The sequence below is a fragment of the Ideonella dechloratans genome (assembly GCF_021049305.1).
Lineage (GTDB): Bacteria > Pseudomonadota > Gammaproteobacteria > Burkholderiales > Burkholderiaceae_C > Ideonella > Ideonella dechloratans.
Genome location: NZ_CP088081.1, coordinates 131,229 through 149,541, shown reverse-complemented (window position 1 = coordinate 149,541; position 18,313 = coordinate 131,229). Strand labels below are relative to the sequence as shown.

The 18,313-nt window shown below is 69.4% G+C and carries 15 protein-coding genes and 2 pseudogenes; 7 read left to right on the top strand and 10 right to left on the bottom strand.

All coding sequences use genetic code 11. The features are described from left to right. Positions 1–13: 13 nt before the first annotated feature. Genes LRM40_RS00705 through LRM40_RS00695 form a run of 3 tightly spaced genes read right to left on the bottom strand, consistent with a single transcriptional unit; the run spans position 14 to position 2,904 of the window. Positions 14–910, bottom strand: a complete 897-nt coding sequence (locus LRM40_RS00705; protein WP_151122501.1) for a DMT family transporter — start codon at positions 908–910, stop codon at positions 14–16. Beyond that, on the bottom strand, positions 907–1,887 hold the full coding sequence (locus LRM40_RS00700; RefSeq protein WP_151122500.1) for a LysR family transcriptional regulator: 981 nt from the start codon (positions 1,885–1,887) through the stop codon (positions 907–909). Before LRM40_RS00700 ends, LRM40_RS00705 begins: the two co-directional genes overlap by 4 nt. A gap of 33 nt (positions 1,888–1,920) precedes the next feature. Then, on the bottom strand, positions 1,921–2,904 hold the full coding sequence (locus LRM40_RS00695; protein WP_151122499.1) for a quinone oxidoreductase family protein: 984 nt from the start codon (positions 2,902–2,904) through the stop codon (positions 1,921–1,923). 174 nt (positions 2,905–3,078) lie between these two features. Here LRM40_RS00695 and LRM40_RS00690 point away from each other — a divergent pair. The 5 genes and pseudogenes from LRM40_RS00690 to LRM40_RS00670 all read left to right on the top strand — a co-directional run. Next, positions 3,079–4,182 (top strand): annotated as a pseudogene (locus tag LRM40_RS00690) (FAD-binding oxidoreductase); the annotation flags it as partial. Positions 4,183–4,369: 187 nt separating this feature from the next. Next, positions 4,370–5,914: an IS21 family transposase gene (istA, locus tag LRM40_RS00685; protein ID WP_151126052.1), complete on the top strand. Its 1,545-nt coding sequence runs from the start codon at positions 4,370–4,372 to the stop codon at positions 5,912–5,914. Positions 5,915–5,950: 36 nt separating this feature from the next. After that, on the top strand, positions 5,951–6,688 hold the full coding sequence (gene istB, locus LRM40_RS00680) for an IS21-like element helper ATPase IstB (protein WP_151126053.1): 738 nt from the start codon (positions 5,951–5,953) through the stop codon (positions 6,686–6,688). A gap of 160 nt (positions 6,689–6,848) precedes the next feature. Then, positions 6,849–7,157, top strand: a pseudogene (locus LRM40_RS00675) (FAD-binding oxidoreductase); the annotation flags it as partial. 94 nt (positions 7,158–7,251) lie between these two features. Beyond that, positions 7,252–7,962: a hypothetical protein gene (locus LRM40_RS00670; RefSeq protein ID WP_211372925.1), complete on the top strand. Its 711-nt coding sequence runs from the start codon at positions 7,252–7,254 to the stop codon at positions 7,960–7,962. 16 nt (positions 7,963–7,978) lie between these two features. On the opposite strand, the gene LRM40_RS00665 is transcribed toward LRM40_RS00670, so the two are convergent. The 7 genes from LRM40_RS00665 to LRM40_RS00635 form a co-directional block, all read right to left on the bottom strand. Continuing rightward, a complete protein-coding gene (locus LRM40_RS00665; protein ID WP_151122497.1) occupies positions 7,979–8,758 on the bottom strand; it encodes a DnaJ domain-containing protein in 780 nt (259 codons plus the stop codon). Positions 8,759–8,794: 36 nt separating this feature from the next. After that, positions 8,795–10,408 (bottom strand): SpoVR family protein, encoded by a 1,614-nt coding sequence (locus LRM40_RS00660; protein ID WP_151122496.1) that lies wholly within the window; start codon positions 10,406–10,408, stop codon positions 8,795–8,797. Further along, a complete protein-coding gene (locus LRM40_RS00655; RefSeq protein ID WP_211372924.1) occupies positions 10,405–11,688 on the bottom strand; it encodes a YeaH/YhbH family protein in 1,284 nt (427 codons plus the stop codon). The genes LRM40_RS00660 and LRM40_RS00655 overlap by 4 nt, the downstream gene beginning before the upstream one ends. A gap of 59 nt (positions 11,689–11,747) precedes the next feature. After that, positions 11,748–13,670: a PrkA family serine protein kinase gene (locus tag LRM40_RS00650; protein ID WP_151122495.1), complete on the bottom strand. Its 1,923-nt coding sequence runs from the start codon at positions 13,668–13,670 to the stop codon at positions 11,748–11,750. A 407-nt stretch (positions 13,671–14,077) separates the two neighbouring features. After that, the gene (locus tag LRM40_RS00645; protein ID WP_151122494.1) at positions 14,078–14,986 is read right to left on the bottom strand and encodes a ParB/RepB/Spo0J family partition protein; all 909 of its coding nucleotides are present in this window, start codon (positions 14,984–14,986) and stop codon (positions 14,078–14,080) included. Positions 14,987–15,050: 64 nt separating this feature from the next. Next, positions 15,051–15,812 (bottom strand): LuxR C-terminal-related transcriptional regulator, encoded by a 762-nt coding sequence (locus tag LRM40_RS00640; protein WP_151122493.1) that lies wholly within the window; start codon positions 15,810–15,812, stop codon positions 15,051–15,053. A 107-nt stretch (positions 15,813–15,919) separates the two neighbouring features. Continuing rightward, on the bottom strand, positions 15,920–16,459 hold the full coding sequence (locus LRM40_RS00635; protein ID WP_231067861.1) for an RBBP9/YdeN family alpha/beta hydrolase: 540 nt from the start codon (positions 16,457–16,459) through the stop codon (positions 15,920–15,922). A 122-nt stretch (positions 16,460–16,581) separates the two neighbouring features. Here LRM40_RS00635 and argC point away from each other — a divergent pair, with 122 nt between their 5' ends. Together argC and LRM40_RS00625 are read left to right on the top strand one after the other, a co-directional pair. After that, on the top strand, positions 16,582–17,523 hold the full coding sequence (gene argC / locus LRM40_RS00630) for an N-acetyl-gamma-glutamyl-phosphate reductase (protein WP_151122491.1): 942 nt from the start codon (positions 16,582–16,584) through the stop codon (positions 17,521–17,523). A gap of 115 nt (positions 17,524–17,638) precedes the next feature. Further along, positions 17,639–18,304, top strand: coding sequence for a hypothetical protein (locus tag LRM40_RS00625; RefSeq protein WP_151122490.1), 666 nt, complete (start codon positions 17,639–17,641; stop codon positions 18,302–18,304). The last annotated feature ends 9 nt before the right edge of the window (positions 18,305–18,313 follow it).

Genomic DNA, 18,313 nt, shown 5'->3' with positions numbered 1-18,313 from the left:
GGACGGTGCAGGCTCAGCGCCGCACCAGCCACACCCCGATCACCGCCAGGGCCATGCCCACCAGGGCCAGGCCATGCAGGGTCTCGCCGAACAGGGCCCAGGCGATCAGCGCGGTGGTGGGGGGCGTGAGGTAGAACAGGCTGGCCACATGCACGGCGCTGCCGCGGCGGATCAGCAGGTTGAGCAGGCTGACCGCGCCCAGCGAGAGCACCAGCACCAGCCAGCCCAGGGCGAAGACGAAGTGGCCGGTCCAGCGCACCTGCAGATTTTCGGTGGCCGCGGCCAGCGCCAGCGTGGCCACCAGGCAGGGCGCGAACTGGATCAGCGCGCCGGTGCGCAGGTCGAAGGCGGGGCAGAAGCGCTTCTGGTACAGGGTGCCGGCGGTGATGCCCAGCAGCGCCAGCACCGCCGGCGCCAGCATGGGCAGCAGGGGCGCCCCGGCCGCCGCATGGGCCTTCTGCGCCACCACCAGACCCACGCCGGCCAGCCCCAGGCCCAGGCCCAGCCACTGCGGCGGCCGCAGCCGTTCGCCCAGCAGCAGGCTGGCGCCCAGCGCGGTGATCAGCGGCTGAAGGCCCACCACCAGCGCGGTGAGGCCGGCCGGCAGGCCGCGGCCGATGGCGGTGAACACCCCGCCCAGGTACACCCCGTGCACCAGCAGGCCCGAGACGCCGATGTGCAGCCAGGCCCGCGGCGCACGCGGCCAGGGCGCACGGGCCCACAGCACCACCGCGCCCATCAGCAACAGCACGGCGGCGTAGCGCCAGCTCAGGAAGGTGAGCGGCCCGGCATCGGGCAGACCGAACTTGGCGCCGATGAAGCCGGTGCTCCACAGCAGCACAAAGAGCGCGGGATAGGCCCACTGCGCGGCAGCATCGGCAGGGACGGAAGCAGGCGTGGTCGCGCTCATGACAGATCGGTCGACGAAACGGGGATGGGTGCGGCCGTGCCACACCAGGGTGGCTGGGTCTGGAACCACTGCTGGACCCAGGCGCGGAAGGCGGCCAGGGCCGCCGAGGTGTACTGGGCCGAGGGCCGCACCAGGTAGATGCCGCCGTCGCCCCGCAGCTGCCAGCCGGGCAGCACGCGCTGCAGCCGGCCCGCGGCCAGGTCGGGGCCGAGCAGCCAATCGCCCGCCGCCAGGATGCCCACACCGGCCAGCGCGGCGTTCAGCAGGGCCTCGTTGTCGTTGCTGGTCAGGCTGCCGCGCACGGGCACCACCTGCATCGGCACCTCCATCGCCCCCCCCTGCCCCGCTCGCTCCAGCCGCCACTGCGGGAAGCTGGCCAGGCCGGTGAAGCCCAGGCAGTTGTGCTGCCGCAGGTCCTGCGGCTCGGCCGGCGTGCCGTGGCGGGCCAGGTAGGCCGGCGACGCGCCGAGCCAGCGCGCGTGGTCATGCAGCTTGATCGCCACCAGCCGGCTGTCGGCCAGCTCACCGATGCGCAGCGCGGCGTCGAAGCGCTCGCCCACCAGGTCGACGAAGCGTTCGCCGTATTCGACCTCCAGCGTCACCTCCGGGTGGGCCAGCCCGAAGGCCGCGATCATGGGACTGAGCAGGCGTCGCCCCATGGCCGCGGGCAGCGCCAGACGCAGCCGCCCGCGCACCTCCCGCGCGGTCTGACGGGCTTCCTGCTCGGCCTCCTCCAGCAGTTGCCGGGCCTGCTGCAGGCGCTCGACCAGGCGCTGCCCGGCATCGGTGAAGCGCAGCTGGCGGGTGGAGCGCTCGACCAGGCGCACGCCCAGGCGGGCCTCCAGCGCGCTCAGGCGGCGCGACAGCACCGAGGGGTGGCGCTGCAGCACCCGCCCGGCCGCGGCGAAGGAGCCCAGCGCGTGCAGGGCCAGCAGGGCGGCCTGTTCATCGGCGTGCTGGGGGTCGAAGACATCCATCCGCGGCAGATCTCCGGGCGTGGGCTCGGCGGCTCAGGGCGTCAGCACCAGGGCGCCCTGGCTGCGTCCCTGTTCCAGGTCGGCATGGGCGGCCGCCACCTCGGCCAGCGGATAGCGGCGCCAGACCCGGGGCCGCAGGATGCCGGCCGTCACCGCCGCCAGCACGTCCTGAGCCCGGCCCTGGTACTCGGCCGCGGTGGCGGTGTGGGCGGCCAGCGAGGGCCGGGTGAGAAAGAGCGAGCCCTTGGCGTTGAGTGTGGCCACCTCCACCGCTGGCGGCGGGCCGGAGGTGGCACCGAAGGACACCATCAGGCCGCGCGGGCGCAGACAGTCCAGCGAGGCGGCCCAGCTGTCGCGGCCCACGCCGTCGTAGACCACGTCGGCCTTCTGGCCCTGGGTGGCCTGGGCCACCTGGGTCGGCAGGGTGGCCGGATCGAAGACGAAGACGCTGTGGCAGCCGGCCGCCTCGGCCCGTGCAACGCTGGCCGGCTTGGACACCACGCCCAGGACCTGCGCGCCGAGGTGACGGGCCCAAGCCGCCATCAGCTGCCCCACCGCCCCACCGGCGCCGTAGATCAGCACCCGCATGCCGGCGGTCACCTGGCCGGTGGTCTTGAGCAGGTACTGGGCGGTGATCCCCTTGAACAGCGTGGCCGCGGCCAGTTCGGGCGAGAAGCCGGCCGGCAGACGCACCAGGCGCTCGGCCGGAAAGCAGCGCGCGCTGGCGTAGGCGCCCAGCGGCCCGGTGGCGTAGCCCACCAGGTCCCCGACTGCCAGATGATGGACGCCCTCGCCCACCGCCGCCACCCGGCCCGCCCCTTCCAGGCCCAAGCCGGTGGGCAAGGGCAGCGGCACCGACCCCTTGCGCTGCAGCACATCCAGCGGGTTGACGCCGATGGCCAGCTGCTCCAGCCAGACCTCGCCGGGCCCAGGGGCCTGCGGCGCCACGTTCACCAGCTGCATGACCTCGGGTCCGCCGAAGGCCTCCAGACGGATGGCCCGCACCTGTTGCGACATGTCTTGCTCCCGTGACTTTGTGGACCCGAAAGCGTAGTTTCGTGTGCCGGGTCGGATAAAGACATCCGGACGAACATCATTCATGCATTGTTTGCACGAATCACCGGGTCGTCGCGCTCCCCCGCGCAGCCGGAATGCGGTGCAATGGCCGGATCACGGCTTTGCCCTGCCCCCATGAACGCCTCCAGCCCTCCCGGCATGTCCCAGCCCCCGCGCCCGCTGCCCGCCGAGATGCTGGCCCAACTCCAGGCCCGCTTCGGCGCCCAGCTCTCCACCGCGGCGGCGGTGCGGCAGCAGCATGGGCGCGACGAATCCCCCTTCGACGTGCCGCCACCCGACGCGGTGCTGTTCTGCCATTCCACCGAGGACGTGGCCGAGGCGGTGCGTCTGGCCGCGCAACACAAGGTGCCGGTCATCCCCTACGGCGCTGGTTCCTCGCTGGAGGGCCATCTGCTGGCGGTGCAGGGCGGCCTGTCGCTGGACCTGTCACGCATGAGCCAGGTGCTGGCGCTGCAGCCCGAGGACCTGACGGTGACGGTGCAGGCCGGCGTGCTGCGCAGCCAGCTCAACCAGGCGGTGCGCCACGCCGGGCTGTTCTTTCCCATCGACCCGGGGGCGGACGCGTCCATCGGCGGCATGACGGCCACCCGGGCTTCCGGCACGAACGCAGTGCGCTATGGCACCATGCGCGAGAACGTGCTGGGTCTGACAGTGGTGACGGCCCAGGGCGAGGTGATCCGCACCGGCACCCGGGCGCGCAAGTCCAGCGCCGGCTACGACCTGACCCGGCTGCTGGTGGGCAGCGAAGGCACGCTGGGCGTCATCACCGACATCACGCTGCGCCTGCATCCGCTGCCCGAGCATGTGGCGGCGGCCATCTGCTCCTTCCCCGATGTGGCCAGCGCCGTGCAAACCACCATCGCCCTCATCCAGATGGGCGTGCCCATCGCCCGCTGCGAGCTGATGGATGCGCACGCGGTGCGCGCCGTCAACGCGCGCGACCACCTGGGGCTGAAGGAAAGCCCGCTGCTGCTGATGGAGTTCCACGGCAGCCCGGCGGGCGTGGCCGAGCAGACGGCGGTGGCTCAGGAGCTGGCCCGCGAGCACGGCGGCGAAGACTTCCAGTGGGCCACCACGCCCGAGGAGCGCACCCGGCTGTGGGCGGCGCGCCACCACGCCTTCTTCTCGACCCTGCAGATGCGCCCGGGCAGCCGCGCCATCACCACCGACGCCTGCGTGCCCATCTCGCGCCTGGCCGAGAACGTGGTGCAGGCCCTGGAATGCGTATTCCACGCGATGGCGGACACGATTCCACGCTGATGGCGGACAGTGTTCCACCATGATGGCGGACAGTGTTCCACGCTGAAGGCGGACAGCATTCCAAACTGATGGCGGACACCTGCGGGGTGTTCTGAGTGACCCGAACGCGGCATACGCTGCCCGGTTTTTTTGACCGGAGCCAGCGATGCCCACACCCAGGGTCACCATGAGCAAACTACGACACACACTGCAACTGCTGCACCGCGGGGCCTTGAGCACCCGTCAAATCGGTGCCGCCCTCGGCATCTCCAAATCCACTGTCAGCGAGATAGCCAGCTACGCGCGCGTGGCCGGCGTGGACTGGGCTACGGCCCAGAGCCTGAACGACGACGAACTCCAGGCCCGGCTTTACAAGCCACCCGTGGCGCGCGAGTCCCGGCACCTCGAACCCGACCACGCCCACATCCACCGCGAACTGCGCCGACCTGGCGTGACGCTGCAGCTGCTGTGGGAGGAATACCAGCAACAGCACAGCGGTCAGGCGTACAAGTACAGCGCCTTCTGCGAGAAGTACAAGGCTTGGGCCCGGCGCCTGCAGCGCTCCATGCGCCAGACCCACTCGGGCGGTGACAAGCTCTTCGTGGACTACGCCGGCCAGACCGTGCCCGTCGTGGACGCCAGCACCGGCGAGATACGCCCGGCCCAGGTCTTCGTGGCAGTGCTGGGCGCATCGAACTACACCTACGCCTGCGCCACTGCCAGCCAGAAGGCCGCTGACTGGGTGGCCAGCATCATTGCCACGCTGGAGTTCATCGGCGGCGTGCCCCGCCTGCTGGTGCCCGACCAGCCGCGCGCCCTCATGGCCCGCCCCGACCGCTACGAGCCCACCGCGCACCGCCTGCTCGAAGAACTCTGTGCGCACTACAGCCTGGCCGTGATGCCCGCGCGCCCGGCCAAGCCACGCGACAAACCCAAGGTGGAGGTCGCCGTGCAGGTGGTCGAGCGCTGGATTCTGGCCCGGCTGCGCCACCAGACCTTCTTCAGCCTGGCCGAGCTCAACCGGGCGATTGCCGCCTTGCTGGTGGACTTGAACCAGCGCGCGTTCAAGAAGCTGCCGGGCAACCGCGCCAGTGCCTTCGCCGAGCTTGACCGGCCGGCCCTGCGCCCCCTGCCGGCGGTGCGCATGCCCATCGCGCGCTTCAAACCCGCCCGCGTCAACATCGATTACCACGTCGAGCTCGATGGCCACTACTACTCGGTGCCCCACGCCCTGGTGGGCGAGCCGGTGGAGTTGCGCATCACGGCCGGCACGGTCGAAGTCCTGCATGGCGGCAAACGGGTGGCCGCCCACGCCCTCAATCCCCGCCGGGGTGCACACACCACCACACCTGAGCACATGCCGGCCTCGCACCGGGCGCACCTGCAGTGGACGCCGGCCAAGCTCATCGCCTGGGGCGAGCGCGTGGGTGCGGCCACCGCCGCCGTGGTGCGCTGGCAGATGGAGCACCGCCAGCATCCCGAGCAGGGTTACCGCTCCTGTCTGGGCCTCATGCGCCTGGGCCGTGAGTACGGGGCTGACCGGCTGGAGGCCGCCTGTGCGCGGGCGCAGTCGATTCGCTCACCGTCCTACAAGAGCATCGCCTCCATCCTGGGCTGCGGCCTGGACCAGCGGCCGCTGGATGCGCCGATGGCCGCACAGGCGAGCCTGCCGCTGCACGAGAACGTGCGCGGGCCGGACTACTACCACTGAGCTCCAACGCGCAAGCAAACCCAACAAGGAAGAACCATGCTCAACGAACAGACCTTGAACCAACTGCGCGCCCTGCGCCTGGACGGCATGGTGGCCGCCCTCAGCGACGCGGCCACCCACATCACAGCCAGCGAACTGCCCTTTGAACAACGTCTGGCGCTGCTGGTGCAGCGCGAGGTGGACTGGCGTGACAGCAAACGCCTGGAGCGCCTGCTCAAGGCGGCCCGCCTGAAGGTCTCCAGTGCCTGCCTGGAGGACATCGACTGGCGCGCCAGCCGGGGCCTGGGCCGGGAGGTCATCACCAGCCTGGCCGGCGGCGACTGGCTGCGCCATGGCCACAACGTGCTGCTGACCGGCGCCACCGGGTGCGGCAAGACGTGGCTTGCCTGCGCACTGGGGCAGCAGGCCGCGCGTCTGGGCTTCTCGGTGCTCTACACCCGCGCGCCACGGCTGCTGCAGGAGTTGCACGTGGCCCACGGCGATGGCAGCCTGGGCAAACGGCTGGCGCAACTGGCGCGGCTGGACCTGCTCATCCTGGACGACTTCGGCATCGCGCCGATTGCCGCGCACGAGCGAAACGACCTGCTGGAGTTGCTCGACGACCGGGTGGGTGCGCGCTCGACGCTCATCACCAGCCAGTTGCCGGTGACGGCCTGGCACGCCTGGCTGGACGAGCCCACGCTGGCCGACGCCATCCTGGACCGCATCGTGCACGGCTCGCACAAGATAGCCCTCAAGGGCGAGTCGATGAGAAAGCTGGCAAAGGCCGTCTGAGCCGGCCGCGCCGACCGCCATTCCACGCTGATGGCGGACACTTCGGCTACGATTTGAGCGTCACTCAGGACACCCGCGCAACGTGTCCGCCATCGCCTGGAACGCTGTCCGCGATGGGAATGGAATCACTGTCCGCCATCAGTGGAATGCGCACCTGGAAGAAGCGGCGGCCACCGGCCTGCCGCATGCCGCGGTGGGCCATGTGGGCGACGGCAACTTCCACATGATCTACCTGATCGACCCGGCGCAGCCCGAGGAGCGCGAGGTGGTGGAGCAGCTCAACGAGCGGCTGGTGCGCCGGGCCATCGCCAGCGGCGGCACCTGCACCGGCGAACATGGCATCGGCCTGCACAAGCAGGGCTTTCTGCGGGAGGAAGCCGGCGAGGGCGGCGTGGCGATGATGCGTGCCCTCAAGGCCGCGCTGGACCCGCACCAGATCCTGAACCCGGGCAAGATCTTCCAGGCCTGAGGACCGCCGGGGATGGCATCAAACAGGGGGGTTGACCCGTAAGTGTGCAATTTGCACATAATCGACCCCCTCCTCAGCCAGCCGAAAGCCAGCCATGCGCCACCCCGTCTCCAACGCCCGTCGCCTGCTGCGTGGCCCTCTGCTGGCCGCCCTGGCCACCACCGCCCTGCAGGCGGGTGCGGCCGGCATCCAGGTCGGCCCCAGCGGCAAGACCTACGCCGACAGCGCCCTGTCCTGCGCGCTGCATCCCGCGGCGGGCCTGTCGCCGCGGGTGATGGCGGGCCTCTACCAGCCCACCAAACGGGCGCGCGCCACGGTCAGCCTCAACGGGACACAGGTGACCCAGGTGACGGCCGCCCAGCCGGATGCCACGGTGTGGCTGGCCGCCAAACCCAACACGGTGCAGGTGGCCCTGAGCGCCCGGGTGGCCGACCGCTACATCTTCGATGCCACGCCCACCTTTCCCGGCCAGCCCAACGTCTGCATTCCGGACACCCGGGGCAACAGCGTCTCGGGCGACCTGGAAACCGCGGCCAGCGGCACGTCCTACGCCACGGTGACGCCAGGCTGCGCGCTGAACCCGCAAACGGGCCTGGCCCAGCCCTACGTCACGTTGTTCGACAACGGCGGCACCGTGCTCAACGTGAGCCTCAACACCGTGCCGCTGACCCAGCTGAGCAGCAGCCGGCCCAGGGCCACGCTGTTCCTGGCCGCGGGCCTGAACGTGGTCACGGTGGCGGCCGGCAGCCTGTTCACCGACGCCTATGTGCGCGACGGGGGCAGCGGCAGCTGCACCCTGCCCTGAACGGCCTGACTGAGGCTCAAGCCTTGGCGTCCACGTAGACGCCGCGGCCGGCACGGTCCAGCGCCAGCGTCAGCAGCTGGCCGTGCAGGCTGAACTGGCCGGCCTGGGCCCGGCAGGCCACGACCTGCACCAGGGCCTCGAACTGCGGCGCCTTGACCCGCAGAATGCTGCCCACCGGCACCGCCACCGGGTACAGCAGGGACAGTCCGGTGAAGGACAGGTCCTTGAGCCGGGCATGGCGGGGCCGGGCATCGCCCTTGACCCACACCTCGACCATCGCCACGCGCTCGAAGCGCTCGCTCTGGCGGCGGCCCAGCAACTCGGGCGCCGCTGATCGGCTGGGCGCCGGCGTCAGCGGGCTGTCGCAGCGCAGGCAGCGCGGGTCCTGGGCCAGCGGCGTGCGGCGGGTGAAGCCGCAGAAGGGGCAATCGGCCGGTGTGGCCGTGGCGGGTGATGGTGCGGCACCGCGCCGCGCCGGTGAAGGCGGCGCTGCCGGAGCGGCCCGTGGCGCCTGGGCCGGTGGTGGCTTGGGTGCCGCCGCAGGGGGTGGCGCCGGTGGTACGGACGAAGCCCGCAGCGGGCGCTTGAGCGTGCGGTCATAGGCCGCCCGGCGCTCCGGATCGCTCAGCACCTCATAAGCCGCATTCAGCCTCGCGGCCAGCTCCGGGTCCCCGCCCAGGTCCGGGTGGGCCCGCAGCGTGCTCATCAGCGCGCGCCACGCGGCCTTGATAACCTCGGGCGGTGCCTCGGGCTGGACGTGAAGCAGTCGGTAGAGATTGCGGCGTTCGCGGCGCATGAGGGGTCGGGGGCGGTGTCAGCCCCGAGGATAGCCTCAAGGCGCCGTCACGCTCCAGCGCCGTGTCACCTCGCCCTGCCCGTTGACGCTCTCCAGGTGCACACCGAAGCCCCACAGCCGGGCCACATGCTTGAGCACCTCCTGCGCGCTGTCGTCCAGCGGCCGGTTGTTGTGCTGGGTGTGGCGCAGGGTCAGGCTGCGGTCGCCGCGCAGGTTGACATTCCAGACCTGGATGTTGGGCTCGCGCGCGCCCAGGTCGTACTGGCGCGACAGCGCCTCGCGCACCTGGCGATAGCCGGCCTCGTCGTGAATGGCGCTGACCTCCAGCGTGGGCTGGCGCTCGTCGTCGGTGATGGCGAAGAGGCGGAAATCGCGCATCAGCTTGGGGCTGAGGAACTGGCCGATGAAGCTCTCGTCCTTGTAGTTGCGCATGGCCTGGTCCAGCGTGGGCAGCCAGGGCTTGCCGGCGATGTCGGGGAACCAGGCCCGGTCCTCATCGGTGGGCGCCTCGCAGATGCGCTGGATGTCGGTGTACATCGCAAAGCCCAGCGCGTAGGGGTTCAGGCCGTTGTAGCCGCGGTCGCCCACCCGGGGCTGGTAGATGACGTTGGTGTGGGACTTGAGCCACTCGATCATCACGCCGTCGGTGAGGTAGCCGTCGTCGTACATGGTGTTGAGCAGCTTGTGGTGCCAGAAGGTGGCCCAGCCCTCGTTCATCACCTGGCTCTGGCGCTGGGGGTAAAAGTACTGCGCCACCTTGCGCACGATGCGCACGATCTCGCGCTGCCAGGCTTCCAGCAGCGGCGCGTTCTTCTCGATGAAGTAGAGGATGTTCTCCTCGGGGTCGGCCGGGAAGCGTCGGGCCTCGGGCGCCTCCTCGGCGGCCTCGGCCTTGCGCGGCAGGGTGCGCCAGAGATCGTTGACCTGCTGCTGGGCATAGGCCTCGCGGTCCTTGCGCAGCGCCAGCTCCTCGGCCAGCGACTTCTTGGTGGGGCGGCGGTAGCGGTCCACGCCATGGTTCTGCAGCGCGTGGCAGGAATCGATGAATTCCTCCACCGTGTCCACGCCGTAGCGCTCCTCGCACTGGGCCACGTAATTCTTGGCGTAGACGAGGTAGTCGATGATGGACGAGGCATCCGTCCACATGCGGAACAGGTAGTTGCCCTTGAAGAAGCTATTGTGGCCGTAGGCCGCGTGGGCGATGACCAGGGCCTGCATCGCCATCGTGTTCTCCTCCATCAGGTAGCTGATGCAGGGGTTGCTGTTGATGACGATCTCGTAGGCCAGGCCCATGTGGCCGCGCTTGTAGTTCTTCTCGGTGGAGATGAATTCCTTGCCGTAGCTCCAGTGCCGGTAGTTCACCGGCATGCCCACGCTGGCGTAGGCGTCCATCATCTGCTCGGCGGTGATGATCTCCAGCTGGTTGGGGTAGGTGTCCAGGCCGAAGCGGCGCGCGGTGCGGTCGATCACCTCGTGGTACTGGGTGATCAGCTCGAAGGTCCAGTCGCTGGGGTCGGGCAGCGGGTGTTCGGGCCGCGGGCCGGGCGGCAGCGGGGCCTGCAGGGCCACCCTGCCCTTGCGGCGGTCCTGCCCGTCCGGGATCCTGCTGCGGTCGTCGTGCCAGCGGCGCTCTTGCGAGAAGTCGCTCATGTCGTGGCCCCTTCCTTCTTGAACAGGTCGCGGAAGACCGGGTAGATCTCGGAGGCCTCCACCGCCTTGCGCATCGCGAAGTTCGGGTGGCTCTCGCCCAGGCGGGTGTATTCCTCCCAGAGGTTCTGCTCCTCCTCGGCCACCTGCACATAGGCGTAGTAGCGGCAGGCGGGCAGCAGCTTCTCGGCCAGCAGCTCGCGGCAGCGGCCGCTGTCGTGGTGCCAGTTGTCACCGTCGCTGGCCTGGGCGCCGTAGATGTTCCACTCGGTGGGGTTGTAGCGTTCTCGGATGATCTGGTCCATCAGCTCCAGCGCGCTGGACACCACCGTGCCCCCGGTCTCGCGGGCATGGAAGAAATCGTCCTCGCTCACCTCCTGAGCCTGGGTGTGGTGGCGGATGAAGACCAGCTCGATCTTCTCGTAGTGGCGGGTCAGGAACAGGTAGAGCAGGATGAAGAAGCGCTTGGACAGTTCCTTGCGCTGCTCGTCCATCGAGCCGGAGACGTCCATCAGGCAGAACATCACCGCCTTGCTGGTGGGCACCGGCACCCGCACCCGGCTGCGAAATCGCAGGTCGATCGGGTCGAGGAAGGGGATCAGCCCCAGCCGGGCCTTGAGCGCGGCAATGCGCTCCTGGGCCTCCCTGAGCTGCTGCTTGACGGCCGGATCGTCCGAGGGCTGGCGCAGCATCTGAGCCACCAGGTCCTCCAGCGCGTGCAGCTCGCGGCGCGATTCGCCCCCCAGCGCGATGCGCCGGCCCAGGGCGCCGCGCATGGAACGCACCACATGCAGGTTGTTGGGCGTGCCGTCACTGGAGAAGCCGGCCCGGTGGGTCTTCCACTCCGGCGTCTCGGCCAGCTGGGTGCGGATCAGGTGCGGCAAGGCCAGGTCCTCGAAGAAGACCTGCATGAACTCTTCCTTGGACAGGGCGAAGGTGAACTCGTCCTCGCCGTCACCGGAATCGCTGGCCTGGCCCTTGCCCTGCCCCTTGCCGCCGCCCCCCTGCGGGCGCTGGATGCGGTCGCCGGTCACGTACTCCTGGTTGCCCGGGTGCACCATGTCGCGCTGGCCACCCGAGCCATGGTGGAAGACGGGCTCGGAGATGTCCTTCTTGGGGATGCGCACCTCTTCGCCGCGCTCCAGGTCGCGGATGCCGCGGCCGTCCACCGCGCGGCGCACCGCCTCGCGGATCTGCTGCTTGTAGCGCCGCAGGAAGCGCTCGCGGTTGCCGATCGACTTGTTCTTGCCCGCAAGCCGACGGTCGATGATCTGCTGCAGCATCGCATTCCTCGGTCAGACTTCTGGCCCTGGTCGGTCTGTCGGCCGACCAGGGAACCTCATCAGGAGCTCTTGCGCACGCGCAGGTACCACTCGCACAGCAGGCGGACCTGCTTGGGCGTGTAGCCCTTCTGCACCATGCGGTCGACGAAGTCCTCGTGCTTCTTGGCCTCGTCGGCGCTGGCCTTGGCGTTGAAGCTGATGACCGGCAGCAGCTCTTCGGTGTTGGAGAACATCTTCTTCTCGATCACCGTGCGCAGCTTCTCGTAGCTGGTCCAGTTCGGGTTCTTGCCCGCGTTGTTGGCGCGCGCGCGCAGCACGAAGTTGACGATCTCGTTGCGGAAGTCCTTGGGGTTGGCGATGCCCGCGGGCTTCTCGATCTTCTCGAGCTCGGCATTGAGCGAGGCGCGGTCGAACACCTCGCCGGTGTCGGTGTCGCGGTACTCCTGGTCCTGGATCCAGTAGTCGGCGTAGGTGACGTAGCGGTCGAAGATGTTCTGGCCGTATTCGCTGTAGCTCTCCAGGTAGGCGGTCTGGATCTCCTTGCCGATGAACTCGGCGTAGCGCGGGGCCAGCAGCTCCTTGATGAAGGCGGTGTACTTCTGCTCCGTCTCGGGCGGGAACTGCTCGCGCTCGATCTGCTGCTCCAGCACGTACATCAGGTGCACCGGGTTGGCGGCCACCTCCTGGCTGTCGAAGTTGAAGACCTTGGAGATGATCTTGTAGGCGAAGCGGGTGGAGATGCCCGCCATGCCCTCGTCCACGCCCGCGTAGTCGCGGTACTCCTGCATGGACTTGGCGCGCGGGTCGGTGTCCTTCAGGTTCTCGCCGTCGTAGACCTGCATCTTGCTGAACAGGCTGGAGTTCTCGGGCTCCTTCAGCCGCGTGAGCACCGCGAACTGGGCCATCATCTTCAGCGTGCCCGGGGCGCAGGTGGCGCCGGCCAGCGAGGAGCTCTTGAGCAGCTTCTCGTAGATCTTCACCTCTTCGGAGACGCGCAGGCAGTACGGCACCTTGACGATGTAGATGCGGTCCAGGAAGGCCTCGTTGTTCTTGTTGTTGCGGAAGGCCTTCCACTCGCTCTCGTTGCTGTGGGCCAGCACCACGCCGTCGAAGGGGATGGCGCCGAAGCCCTCGGTGCCCTTGAAGTTGCCTTCCTGGGTCGCGGTCAGCAGCGGGTGCAGCACCTTGATCGGCGCCTTGAACATCTCGACGAATTCCAGCAGACCCTGGTTGGCCAGGCACAGGCCGCCGCTGTAGCTGTAGGCGTCCGGGTCGTCCTGGGCATAGCTCTCGAGCTTGCGGATGTCGACCTTGCCCACCAGGCTGGAGATGTCCTGGTTGTTCTCGTCACCCGGCTCGGTCTTGGCGATGCCGACCTGCTTCAAGATGCTGGGGTAGCGCTTGACGACCTTGAACTGGCGGATGTCACCGCCGTACTCCTCCAGCCGCTTGACGGCCCAGGGGCTCATGATGCGGTTGAGGTAGCGCCGCGGGATGCCGTACTGCTCTTCCAGCAGCGGGCCATCTTCCTCCACGTCAAAGAGGCCCAGCGGCGATTCATTCACTGGCGAGCCCTTGATGGCATAGAAGGGCACCTCCTGCATCAGCGCCTTCAGGCGCTCGGCAATGGAGGACTTGCCGCCGCCCACCGGCCCCAGCAGGTAGAGGATCTGCTTCTTCTCCTCCAGGCCTTGTGCGGCATGGCGGAAATAGGAGACGACCTGCTCGATCGCGTCCTCCATGCCGTAGAACTCGGCGAAGGCCGGGTAGATCTTGATGACCTTGTTGGCGAAGATGCGCGAGAGCCGGTGGTCGTGGCGGGTGTCGACCATCTGCGGCTCGCCGATGGCCTGCAGCATGCGCTCGGCCGCCGTGGCATAGGCCAGGGGATTGCGCTTGCACTCCGCCAGATAGTCCTCGAGGGACATCTCTTCCTCGCGGGTGCGCTCGTAGCGGGCGGCAAAGGTGCTGATCACATCCATGTTGACCTCCTGGGCAGGGAAGGCGCAGCCGGTCGTGACTCCGGACAGCGTCTGGAAAGTTTTGATGGAGTCCCGGCTTGACTCGGCCCGGGCGCCATCAGAGCTTTCCGATCAGGGATGCATTCAGTTCAGCAAGGTGCGTGGGAGGAAGCTTGGGGCTGGACCGGCACAAGGCAAGTGGGGATCAAGCCGTCTTTTCTCACGCAGTTTTCAAACCTTCACCTTTCGCAGTCGGTACAGCATAAGCCGTGCCCGTCGGGTCTGCCTGGCAGCGCGACCCTCAGGGTCTTTGCGGCCCGCACGTCATGCAGGCATCCTCTCGCCGAACGCGCCGCGCGGCAAGAGGGTTGACGTCGATGACACGGGGTTGACCCGGGCGGAAGATCTGAAGATCGTCTTGCGCTGGCTCAGCGCTCGGTCAGGCCCAGCTTGTCCAAGAGACCCGAGAGCTCATCGAGCGAGGCGAAGCGGATGGCGACCTCGCCCTGCTCGCCGCGGCGCGTCTTGCGCTGCACGCGGATCTCGACCTGGGCGGTGAGCAGGTCGGCCAGCTGCTCCTCCAGCCGCAGGATGTCGCGCGACTTCTCGGGCGCGGCCTTGCCGCTGGCGGGCTTCTCCGGCTGCAGGGCCTTGGTGGCCAGCTTCTCGGCGTCGCGCACCGACAGTTTTCGGGCCACGACCTCGTTGGCGGTGAGGATCTGCTGGGCGGCCGGCAGGGGCAGCAGGGCCCGGGCATGGCCCATGTCCAAGTCGCCGGCCATCAGCATCTTCTGCACGGGCTCGGCCAGGTTCAGCAGGCGCAGCAGGTTGGACGCCGCGCTGCGCGAGCGGCCCACCGATTGCGCGGCCTGCTCGTGCGTCAGGCCGAACTCGTCGACCAGACGCTTGAGGCCCTGGGCTTCTTCCAGCGGGTTCAGGTCCTCGCGCTGGATGTTCTCGATCAGGGCCATCACGGCCGCGGCCTCGTCCGGCACGGCCTTGACCAGCACCGGCACCTCGGTCAGCCCGGCCAGTTGGGCGGCGCGGAAGCGGCGCTCGCCGGCGATGATCTCGTAGCGCCGCTGCACCGGATCGCCCACCGGACGCACCAAAATGGGTTGCATGATGCCCTGGCCCTTGATGCTCTCGGCCAGTTCATAAAGCGAGCCCTCGTCCATGCGGGTGCGCGGCTGGTACTTGCCGGCCTGCATCTGGGCGATCTTCAGGACGCTGGGCGCGCCCTCACGCTCTGCTTCGCGCGCGGAGGCTTCGGTGACCTTGGGCCCCAACAGGGCCTCCAGCCCCATCCCGAGGCCCTTGGGTTTCTTGCTTGCCATGCGGCGCATTGTCCGCGATCGGCGGCCCGCGGCCATGCGGGCTGGCGCAAGCCGGCTGCGCGGCTCAGCTGATCATGTGGCGGGCCATGGCCTCGGCCACCGCCTGCACCCGGTTGCCGGCCCCCAGCTTGCGCATGATTTTGCGCAGGTGGTTCTTCACCGTCAGCGCGCTGATGCCCAGCTGCTCGCCGATCTGGGCATTGCTGCGGGCCACCCGCATCGCGCGCAGCACCTCCAGCTCGCGTTCGGTCAGCACCCGGGGCCAGTCGGCCTCCCCGGCCCCCACGGCATCCCCCTCCTGCAAGGCCCGGGCGACACTGAAGTGCAGATGGGGCAGCCAGGTCTGCAGCCCCGCCGAGGTTGTCTGTGCATCCAGCGGCTGGCTTGCGTGCCGGCCCAGGGCCAGCAGCAGCGGCGGATGGATACCCGCCGTGCCATCCACCCCGTGCACGGCCAACTGGGCAAAGCCGGCCGTCTGCAGAGCGGCGCCCTCCTCCGCCGTCAGACGGTCCAGCGGCAGCAGGACGGGGCGGCGGCCCGCATTCACCCAGGCTTCGTGCAGCTGGCGCCACAGCGCCCCCTGGGGATCGTTCAGGGTCTCCACCAGACCCGCCGCCAACGGCAGGCAGTTGAAGACCTCGGCGCGGTGGTCCGCGCCCGCGCGCAGCCGGCCCAGGCGGCACAGCAGCAATTCGTGCGGCACGAAGCGGTGCAGGTGCAGGCGCAGCCACAGGAAGAACTGGTGCCGGTTGCGCACCGTGCCCGCCACCTCGGCGGCGCGCAGCAGGGCCTCGCCATCGGGCAGGCCGGGGTGGGTTGTGCTCATGGTGGCCCCGCGACGCGGCCACCGACGGGGCGGCCTTCACATGTCTGCGGAGAGAGGCCCAGGCTAGGCAGGACCGGTGAAGCCCCGATGACAGCCCGCCGGCCCGCTCAGACCACGGGCGCGCCGCCGCGGGTCATCAATGCCTGCAGCCAGGCCCGCCCTTCGGGCCAGTCGCCCAGGCCGGAGTCGTGGTTCACATGGCCTCTGGCGCCGATGGACCGGCTGGGCACACCCCACTGCGCGGCCAGCCAGCGCGCCCGCTCGGGCGTGCACCAGGGATCGTCCTCGCTGTAGACGGCGAGCGCCGGGAACGGCAGGCGGGGCAGGCGCATGGGCCGCCAGTTGAACAGCTGGGGCGGCACCTCCGGCCGGTCCAGATCGGGCGGTGCCACCAGCAGGGCGGCCTGCACCCGCCCCACCAGGCGACTGTGGTCCGTCCAGGCCGACACGAGGTGGTTGCCCAGGCTGTGGGCCACCAGTACCACCGGCCGCTCGTCGGCCAGCACGGCCTCCTCCAGCTGGGCCATCCAGTCGCCCCGGCGCGGCCACAGCCAGTCGTGCTGGCGCACCCGTTCGTCGCCGTGCAGGGCCTCCCAGCGGGTCTGCCAGTGGCCGTCGCCGGAATCCTGCCAGCCCGGCAACAACAGAATGCGTGGCGCGGATGAATGCGTTGACACCGTGGGGACCTGTGCTTGCCTTATGCTTCGGGGCCCCGATTCTGGCGCAGCCGCCGCATGCTGACGTCCAGGCAGAAGAGAAGGACCGCAGCATGACATTCAAGATCTACGTGGACGGCCAGGAAGGCACCACCGGCTTGCGCATCCACGAGGTGCTGGCCAGCCGCAGCGATGTGGAGGTGCTGCGCATCGACGCCGACAAGCGCAAGGACAGCGCCGAGCGCGCGCGCCTGCTCAATGCGGCGGACGTGGCCTTCCTCTGCCTGCCCGACGCCGCCTCGCGCGAGGCGGTGAGCCTGCTGAGCAACCCGGCCACCTGCGTGATCGACGCCAGCACCGCCCACCGCACCGTGCCGGGCTGGACCTTCGGCATGCCCGAGCTGGCCCCCGGCCAGCGCGACGCCATCCGCGCCAGCAAGCGCATCGCCAACCCCGGCTGCCATGCCAGCGCCTTCATCCTGCTGCTGCGCCCGCTGGTGGACGCGGGCCTGGTGCCGGCCGATGCCGCCATCTCGGCCACCTCGCTGACCGGCTACTCAGGCGGTGGCAAGAAGATGATCGAGCAGTACGAGGCCGGCGGCGACCCGGCCCTGCAGGCGCCCCGCCCCTACGCCCTGGGCCTGACCCACAAGCACCTGCCCGAGATGAAGGCCCACACCGGCTTGGCCCAGCCGCCGGTGTTTCTGCCGGTGGTGGGCCCGTTCTACAAGGGTCTGGCCGTGAGTGTGCCCTTGCATCGCTCGCAGTTGAAGGGCGGCGCCACGGCCGCTGATCTGCAGCAGGCCCTGGCCGCGCGTTATGCCGGCGAGCGCTTCGTGCGGGTCATGCCCCTGGCCGATCCGGACACCCTGGCCAGCGGCTTCTTCGATGTGCAGGCCTGCAACAACACCAACCGGGTGGACCTGTTCGTCTTCGCCAACGACGAGCAGGTGCTGCTGATGTCCCGCCTGGACAACCTGGGCAAGGGCGCCAGCGGCGCGGCCGTGCAGGCCATGAACGTGCATCTGGGGCTGGACGAGGGCGCAGGGCTCTGAGCCAGCCCCGGCCGGCCACCCCCTCGAGCAAGGGATGCACCGGCGGGCTGGCAGCTCCATACTGCCCACCCCTGCCTGCCGCCGACTGTCGCGGCCGTTTCCCGAAAGACCTTGCATGACCCGACGCATTGCCGCGCGGCCTCCGGTGGCCGTCCTCGCGCTGGCCGCTGCCAGCCTGTTCAGCCCCTCCGGCTGGGCCCAGACCGATCAAGGCAGCAGCAACCCACCAGGCGGCATCTGGTCGGTCGGCCTGTACGGCGGCACGCTCTACAAGGACAACCTGCTGGATCTGCTGCCCCATGCCCTGAAGGGGGACACACGGAGCCAGAACAGCCACATGGCGGGCGTGCTGCTGCGTCGCTCGCTGGACAACCCGGGCTGGGTGAACGCCTGGGGCGATTGGGGCGGCATGCCGGTGTTCACCGACATCGAGTTCGGCGCCTTCCACCACAACGGCCTGCTGCATTCCGATGAACTGGTGGCCGCCTGGCGCATCGGCGCCACCGGCGTGCAGTGGCGCGGGCTCAATGTGGATGTGGCGGGCAGCTTCGGCCTGTCCCACGCGCTGAACAAGCCGCCTTACGACAACCCGGACCACACGGACGAGAAGAACTACGCCACGCTGTTCTACATGTCCCCGGAAATCGCCCTGCGCCATGACGCCCTGCCCGGCTGGTCCCTGGCGCTGCGCCTCCACCACCGCTCCGGCATCTATGGCGTGGTGGCCCCCAGCCACGTCGGCTCCAACCACGTGGGCCTGCTGCTGACGCGCGCGCTCTGAGCCGCCGCG